The 7,171-nt window shown below is 47.3% G+C and carries 5 protein-coding genes, 1 tRNA gene and 2 rRNA genes; 4 read left to right on the forward strand and 4 right to left on the reverse strand.

Annotation, left to right across the window (positions count from 1 at the left end):
- Window positions 1-115 precede the first annotated feature (115 nt).
- From BS19_RS13680 to metF, 3 genes are all read left to right on the forward strand, one after another.
- Window positions 116-1,282, forward strand: coding sequence for an O-succinylhomoserine (thiol)-lyase (locus BS19_RS13680; RefSeq protein WP_038175958.1), 1,167 nt, complete (start codon window positions 116-118; stop codon window positions 1,280-1,282).
- Window positions 1,282-3,696, forward strand: coding sequence for a bifunctional aspartate kinase/homoserine dehydrogenase II (locus BS19_RS13685; protein WP_038175959.1), 2,415 nt, complete (start codon window positions 1,282-1,284; stop codon window positions 3,694-3,696). The genes BS19_RS13680 and BS19_RS13685 overlap by 1 nt, the downstream gene beginning before the upstream one ends.
- A gap of 222 nt (window positions 3,697-3,918) precedes the next feature.
- Window positions 3,919-4,809, forward strand: a complete 891-nt coding sequence (gene metF, locus BS19_RS13690; RefSeq protein WP_038175961.1) for a methylenetetrahydrofolate reductase — start codon at window positions 3,919-3,921, stop codon at window positions 4,807-4,809.
- A 75-nt stretch (window positions 4,810-4,884) separates the two neighbouring features.
- On the opposite strand, the gene zapB is transcribed toward metF, so the two are convergent.
- Window positions 4,885-5,127 carry a cell division protein ZapB gene (gene zapB, locus BS19_RS13695; RefSeq protein WP_038175962.1) on the reverse strand — a complete coding sequence of 81 codons (243 nt, stop codon included), beginning with the start codon at window positions 5,125-5,127 and terminating at the stop codon, window positions 4,885-4,887.
- 313 nt (window positions 5,128-5,440) lie between these two features.
- On the opposite strand from zapB, the gene glpX reads away from it, so the two are divergent.
- The gene (glpX, locus tag BS19_RS13700; RefSeq protein ID WP_038175965.1) at window positions 5,441-6,448 is read left to right on the forward strand and encodes a class II fructose-bisphosphatase; all 1,008 of its coding nucleotides are present in this window, start codon (window positions 5,441-5,443) and stop codon (window positions 6,446-6,448) included.
- A 134-nt stretch (window positions 6,449-6,582) separates the two neighbouring features.
- Here the strand turns inward: glpX and BS19_RS13705 are convergent.
- The 3 genes from BS19_RS13705 to BS19_RS13715 all read right to left on the reverse strand — a co-directional run.
- Window positions 6,583-6,659, reverse strand: a tRNA-Asp gene (locus BS19_RS13705).
- 73 nt (window positions 6,660-6,732) lie between these two features.
- A 5S ribosomal RNA gene (gene rrf, locus BS19_RS13710) occupies window positions 6,733-6,849 on the reverse strand.
- A gap of 88 nt (window positions 6,850-6,937) precedes the next feature.
- Window positions 6,938-7,171: ribosomal RNA gene (locus tag BS19_RS13715) — 23S ribosomal RNA — on the reverse strand; the annotation flags it as partial.

Raw genomic sequence — 7,171 nt, forward strand, 5'->3', positions numbered from 1 at the left:
CACAAAAATGACAAGTAAAGTGGTCAGAAATGGAGTTGGAATTGCTCATATCTGACATCTTCAAGATATAGCGCATTCCCTGCAACAAGTCACTATAGTTCGAAAGGAAACGCCCATGAGCACCCGTAAACCAGCCACAATCGCGGTACGTACTGGTATCGAGTCAGACACTCAACATCACGCCGTTGTTCCCCCTATTTATCTCTCAACGAACTATAGCTTCCCGGCCTTTGGTGAAGTGCCTCAATATGACTACACCCGCTCGGGCAACCCAAACCGAGGCTTGCTTGAAACCGCACTGTATGAGCTTGAATCAGGCAAAGGGGCGGTAGTGACTAACTGTGGTACCTCTGCATTGAATTTGTGGGTCTCGGCCTTCCTAGGGCCTGAGGATTTAATTGTTGCCCCCCATGACTGCTACGGCGGAACATACCGCCTATTCAATACCCGCGCTCAGAAAGGAGACTTCAAAGTAGCATTCGTTGACCAATCTGATCAAAAAGCGCTCTCTAATGCGCTCGCTCAAAAGCCAAAACTTATCTTGATAGAAACGCCATCAAATCCATTAGTACGCGTGGTCGATATTGAAAAACTGTGTCAACAAGCCAAACAAGTCGGTGCACTGGTCGCGGTCGACAATACTTTTTTAACGCCTGTATTCCAAAAGCCGCTCGAGCTAGGTGCAGATTTTGTTATTCACTCAACCACTAAGTACATTAATGGTCACTCGGATGTGATTGGCGGTGTCGTGATCACCAAAACCGAGCAACATGCTGAAGAGCTTGCTTGGTGGGGCAACTGCATTGGCGCAACAGGGACGCCATTTGACAGCTATATGACGCTACGCGGTCTGCGAACCCTAGGCGCGCGTATGAAAGCCCACGAAGAAGGTGCCAGTAAAGTCTTACAGTTCCTACAGAGCGAGTCTTTGGTCAGCGCCATCTATCATCCAAGTCTGCCAAATCACCCCGGCCATGAGATCGCTAAAAAGCAGCAAACTGGCTTTGGCTCAATGTTAAGTTTTGAGTTTGCAGGTAGCTTTGAACAACTTAAAGCCTTTGTTGGCCATCTCGAACTCTTTTCTCTAGCAGAGTCATTAGGCGGTGTTGAAAGCTTGATTTGCCACCCTGCCTCAATGACGCATCGAGCTATGGGTGAAATTGCGCTAGCCGAAGCGGGTATATCACAACAGCTATTACGCTTATCTGTTGGTTTAGAAGATAGTGAAGATCTGATTGACGACCTCACTCAAGCATTTATTAAAGTGAAGGAGGCTGCGTAATGTCTGCCACGCCACGTCAACTGCATAAATTCGGTGGCAGTAGCCTTGCTGACCCAGATTGTTACCGTCGAGTCGTTGGCATACTCAAAGAGTATTCCACTGCTGAGGACTTGATCGTTGTTTCCGCGGCGGGCAAAACCACCAACCGTCTGATTGCTTTTTTGGACGCGCTCAACAAAGATGGCCGCCTCGCACACGAAGAGCTTCAGACGCTACGCCAATATCAAAGTGAGCTAATTGAAGCGCTTGTTGAAGGCGATGAAAAGCAACCATTGCTTGCCACGCTGCGCGATGAGTTCACGACCCTAGGTGAGCTAACGGCGCCATTAACCGACGCCGATAAAGCGGCGGTACTCGGTCACGGTGAAGTATGGTCTTCGCGCTTACTCGCCGCTTTACTCAATCAAGCAGATCTGCCTGCAACCGCGCAAGACGCGCGCGCTTTTTTACGAGCTCAAACTGGCACACAACCCGAGGTCGATTTCGGTGCGTCTTATCCTCTGATCAAAGAAGCCTTGGTGCAACACGCGCACCACCGAATCGTCATTACTGGCTTTATGGCTCAGGACACGTTAGGCCGTACAGTACTACTCGGTCGGAACGGCTCTGATTACTCAGCAACTGTGATTGGCGCATTGGCCGAAGTCAGTCGAGTGACGATTTGGAGCGATGTAGCTGGTGTGTACAGTGCTGATCCTAGGTTGGTCTCTGATGCTTGTTTACTTCCACTATTAAGGTTAGATGAAGCCAGTGAATTGGCTCGCCTAGCTGCGCCCGTGTTGCACAGCCGGACTCTTCAGCCTGTTGCGCAAAGCACCATGGATTTGCACTTACGTTGCAGCTATCAACCAGAATCAGGCTCAACCCGCATTGAGCGCGTTCTTGCCTCTGGCCGCGGTGCAAAAATCATCTCCTCACTTGATGAAGTGCAATTGATTCAACTGAGCTTCTCGTCAGGGCATGATTTCACACGCTTCGAGAACGAAGTCTTAGCGAGCCTTAAACGCGCTCAACTTGAGCCTCTGACCTACGAGTCACAACCTGACAAACATCGTCTGCGTTTGGCCTATACCAGCGAAATCGTTGGTGGTGCACTAGAGTACTTGCAAGACACCGCGATTGAAGCTGAGCTCAAACTCAAAGAAGGTTACGCCATGGTCGCGGCGGTTGGAGCTGGTGTCACTAAGAACCCTAACCATTGTTACGGCTTCTATCAGCAACTAAAAAATGCACCAGTGGAATTTATTTCTGAGTCACTGTCGGGGCTAAGTTTAGTCGCCGTGCTACGCACCATTGATACCAACCCATTAGTCAAAGCGATCCACAGCCAGCTTTTTCAAGCACAAAAGCGCGTCGCCATCGCGTTATGTGGTAAAGGTAATATCGGCTCAAGTTGGTTAGAGCTGTTTTGTGAACAAAAATCTGAACTTGAAAAACGTCACGGGATGAATTTTGAGCTCGTCGCCGTTGTCGATAGTCAAACCTATTGGTTTAACGATCAAGGGATAGTAGCCAGTGAAGTGAGTGCGCATTTCGATGAAGAGGCGATCAGTTACCAAGGAAGCGACTGGATCGAAAAGCTCGGTGCACTACAAGGGTATGACGATTTAGTGGTACTGGATGTAACGGCCAGTAAAGAGCTTGCCGGACGCTATTTAGAAATCGCCGAACAAGGAATGCACCTAATTTCGGCCAATAAAGTCGCCGGATCAGCATCAAGTCACTACTATCATCAAGTTCAAGATGCGTTTGCCAAAATTAACCGCCACTGGCTGTACAACGCCACCGTCGGAGCTGGCTTACCAATTAATCACACCGTCAGAGATTTGCGTGAAAGTGGTGATGACATTAGTGCTTTATCGGGCATTTTTTCCGGTACGCTCTCGTGGTTATTTCAACAATACGATGGCAGCGTGCCGTTTGCAGAACTTGTCGATCTTGCCTGGCAACAAGGCTTAACAGAACCTGACCCTCGTAGCGATCTTGATGGCTCTGACGTGATGCGTAAATTGGTCATTCTTGCCCGTGAGTCTGGATTAGCTATCGAACCGGAAGCGGTCAAAGTTGAGAGCTTAGTGCCTGATGAGTTAGCTCAGCTTTCATTAGATGAGTTCCTTGATAAGAGCCAATTATTGAGTGAGTTACTCGCAGAGCGGCTTGAAAAAGCCCAACGCGAAGACAAGGTACTGCGTTACGTAGCGCGCTTAGAGAAAAATGGTAAAGCAACGGTTGGCGTAGAGGCATTAACGAAAGAGCATGCACTCGCTAACCTGCTGCCTTGCGACAATATCTTTGCTATTGAGAGTAAATGGTATAAAGATAATCCACTGGTAATTCGAGGGCCTGGTGCGGGTAGAGAGGTCACTGCAGGGGCTATTCAATCGGATCTCAATCTATTATCAAGCCTACTTTAGTTATCAGGCGCTAGACTTATCTAGCGCCTTTTTTGTGTCTAGTTAGTGCTAACAGTGGCTCTGTCACTAAACTTGAAACTGGCTCATTATTAACTTGAGAAAAATTCATACACACGCAGTTGACTTTAAAACGTATTCAATACATTCTGTAGACATATAGACGTCTAAACGTCGATTTAAAATTTATGTTTGTTGGCTGGGATGCCACAGGGAGAGAGCAAGATGGGATACACACACGCGGGTCATATTGACGCTTTAAATCAGAATGTCGCGGAACTATCTGACAATATCAATGTGTCATTTGAGTTTTTTCCACCGAGCAGCGAGAAAATGGAAGAAACGCTGTGGAACTCTGTACATCGCTTAAAAAACCTCAAACCTAAATTTGTTTCAGTCACTTACGGCGCCAACTCTGGTGAGCGTGATAGAACTCACTCGATCATCAAAGAGATTAAAGCCGAAACGGGTCTCGTGGCAGCCCCGCACTTGACCTGTATCGACGCTTCTCGTGATGAGCTAATCCAGATTGCAGATGACTACTGGGCAAATGGCATTCAAAACATTGTGGCGCTGCGCGGTGACATTCCACCTAGTGGCGGAAAACCTGATATGTATGCCTCTGACTTAGTTGAACTGTTAAAAGCACGCCATGATTTTGATATTTCAGTCGCCGCTTTTCCTGAAGTGCACCCAGAAGCCAAAAGCGCTCAGTCAGATCTTCTTAATCTAAAACGTAAAGTCGACGCTGGCGCCAATCGAGCAATCACTCAATTCTTTTTTGATGTCGAGAGCTACTTACGCTTTCGTGACCGTTGTGTAGCGGCTGGCATTGATGTCGAGATCGTACCGGGGATATTACCCGTTTCAAACTTCAAACAAGCCTCGCGCTTCGCAGCGCAAAATGCAGTTAAGGTTCCAGGATGGATGGCAAAACAGTTTGAAGGCCTTGATGACGATCCAACAACTCGTCAGTTGGTAGGAGCAAGCCAGGCGATCGACATGGTGCGTATTTTAAGTCGTGAAGGCGTAAAGGATTTCCACTTCTACACACTCAACCGTGCAGAGATGACCTACGCGCTATGCCATACTCTCGGCGTACGCCCACGAGTTTAAGCCAATGTAGACAAAATACACCAGAAAAAAGGCTGAACGTTAGGTTCAGCCTTTTTTGATTGATATGAAAACGTATTACTCAACGTCGTCCATTTTACCCAGTAGATTACGAATACGCTCTTGCCAGGCGTTGTGCTCTTGTTGCATTAGTTCTGCTTTCTGTTCAAGCTCTGCACGATTGTTACGTAGCTCGTTAGCCTCAGTCGCCAGCTTCTCTTTCTCTTCTTTTAGTTCTTCTACTTCCATTTGTAAAAGAGCAATTGTATCAACAGCGGTTTGAATTTTTGCTTCTAGTTGTTCTAGTACTTCAAAAGACATTTTAGCCTACCTATAGGTTATCCGGAGAAGGGTTTTGATCATCGGTGACCTAAACCTTATTTATCCCCATTCTACTCAGCCATGCGCAGAGAAACACTCTCTATATTGTAGTTTTTGCATCATTTGATTAAAAATTCAGCGCTAATTGACAATACCTTTACATCTTAAGGTGTTTGAGTGTTTCCCGGCCAATATAACCAACAAGATTGATCCAGTTCAATACCAACAAAAGCGAAAAGGCAAACGTTTCCTTTTTGATGTGATAAAATTCTGCCGATTTAATTTCTCTCAATCCTTTTACTTTGGAGTCATCATGAAACGCGATTTAGCAATGGCCTTTTCTCGAGTTACTGAAGGGGCAGCACTTGCAGGATATAAGTGGCTTGGCCGTGGCGATAAAAATGCAGCCGACGGCGCTGCCGTGGAAGTGATGCGCAGCCTACTTAATAAAACCGATATCAGTGGCGAGATCGTTATTGGCGAAGGCGAGATTGATGATGCACCCATGCTCTACATTGGTGAATGTGTTGGTATTGGTGGTGATGAAGTCGATATCGCAGTTGACCCAATTGAAGGGACTCGCATGACCGCAATGGGTCAATCGAACGCATTGGCAGTATTGGCGGCTGGCGAAAAAGGAAGCTTTCTAAAAGCCCCAGACATGTACATGGAAAAACTGGTTGTAGGCCCTGGCGCAAAGGGTTGTATCGATTTGAATAAACCATTAAAAGAAAACCTAGAGAATATCGCCGCAGCGCTCAATAAGACGTTAGACACTTTAGTGGTCATTACGCTCGCTAAGCCACGCCACGACGATGTCATTGCACAAATGCAATCTATGGGCGTGCGCGTATTTGCGGTGCCTGATGGCGACGTAGCGGCATCAATTCTCACCTGTATGCCAGATAGCGAAGTCGATGCGATGTACTGCATTGGTGGTGCTCCTGAAGGCGTTGTTTCTGCCGCAGTGATCCGCGCTCTTGATGGGGACATGCATGGCCGTTTACTACCACGCCACCAAGTGAAAGGCGACAGTGAAGAAAATCGTATTTATGGTGCTAATGAGCTCAAGCGCTGTGAAGAGATGAATGTACAAGCCTACGTCGTACTTGCCATGGAAGACATGGCACGTAGTGATAATGTTATCTTTTCTGCTACAGGCATCACTAAAGGTGATTTATTAGAAGGGATCACTCGTTCGGGAAATATTGCAACGACAGAAACACTATTGATCCGAGGCCGTTGCCGTACCATTCGCCGTATTAAGTCTATTCACTATCTAGAGCGCAAAGATCCAGAAGTAAGAGACATTATTCTTTAGCCACAAGCGATATGAGAGGTCAGCACTAGCTGGCCTTTTTACTGAGACGCAGACATTTCACCGTCTAGCCATCACCAAGCCGATTTTATACCGACGTAAAAAAGCCCAAGTCTTTCGACTTGGGCTTAGTATAATGGCGGAGTGGACGGGACTCGAACCCGCGACCCCCGGCGTGACAGGCCGGTATTCTAACCAACTGAACTACCACTCCGCAGTGGCGTACTCGCATTCGCAAGTGTCCATTTTTTGTCTTCACCTTTATAAAAGGCAAACACTAAATTAAAGCCTGGCGATGTCCTACTCTCACATGGGGAGACCCCACACTACCATCGGCGCTAATTCGTTTCACTTCTGAGTTCGGCATGGAAATCAGGTGGGTCCAAATCGCTATGGTCGCCAAGCAAATTCTTAAAATTCGGAAAGCTGTAAAAGTTCGTCACACATTCAATATTCTTGCTTTGAGTCCAATCAAAACCCTTTGGGTGTTGTATGGTTAAGCCTCACGGGCAATTAGTACAGGTTAGCTCAATGCCTCGCAGCACTTACACACCCTGCCTATCAACGTTCTAGTCTTGAACAACCCTTTAGGACACTTAAAGTGCCAGGGAAGACTCATCTCAGGGCTCGCTTCGCGCTTAGATGCTTTCAGCGCTTATCGATTCCGAACTTAGCTACCGGGCAATGCCACTGGCGTGACAACCCGAACACCAGAGGTTCGTCCAC

Origin of the sequence: Vibrio pacinii DSM 19139 (assembly GCF_000711795.1) — a bacterium.
GTDB classification, from domain to species: domain Bacteria; phylum Pseudomonadota; class Gammaproteobacteria; order Enterobacterales; family Vibrionaceae; genus Vibrio; species Vibrio pacinii.

What these genes read in the sequence shown, in the direction of transcription:
- BS19_RS13680 (WP_038175958.1), top strand. Translation starts at nt 116, where the DNA reads ATGAGCACCCGTAAACCAGCCACAATCGCGGTACGTACTGGTATCGAG.
- BS19_RS13685 (WP_038175959.1), top strand. Translation starts at nt 1,282, where the DNA reads ATGTCTGCCACGCCACGTCAACTGCATAAATTCGGTGGCAGTAGCCTT.
- metF (WP_038175961.1), top strand. Translation starts at nt 3,919, where the DNA reads ATGGGATACACACACGCGGGTCATATTGACGCTTTAAATCAGAATGTC.
- zapB (WP_038175962.1), bottom strand. Translation starts at nt 5,127, where the DNA reads ATGTCTTTTGAAGTACTAGAACAACTAGAAGCAAAAATTCAAACCGCT.
- glpX (WP_038175965.1), top strand. Translation starts at nt 5,441, where the DNA reads ATGAAACGCGATTTAGCAATGGCCTTTTCTCGAGTTACTGAAGGGGCA.